Genomic DNA, 321 nt, shown 5'->3' with positions numbered 1-321 from the left:
AAATCAAAATATTCATTGGTAAATACTCACTTTTACAGCTCCAGTAAATCAAAACATTCATTGGTAAATACTCACTTTTACAGCTCCAGTAAATCAAAACATCGATTGATAAACACTCGCATTGCTACTGGAACAGCTCCAAAAATCAAAACATTCATTGGTAAACACTCACTTTTACAGCTCCAGTAAATCAAAACATCGATTGATAAATACTCGCATTGCTACTGGAACAGCTCCAGTAAATCAAAACATTCATTGGTAAATACTCACTTTTACAGCTCCAGTAAATCAAAACATCGATTGATAAACACTCGCATTGAT

Origin of the sequence: Tenacibaculum piscium (assembly GCF_021390715.1) — a bacterium.
Taxonomy (GTDB): Bacteria; Bacteroidota; Bacteroidia; order Flavobacteriales; family Flavobacteriaceae; genus Polaribacter; species Polaribacter piscius.
Note: the sequence above shows the minus strand (reverse complement) of the source record.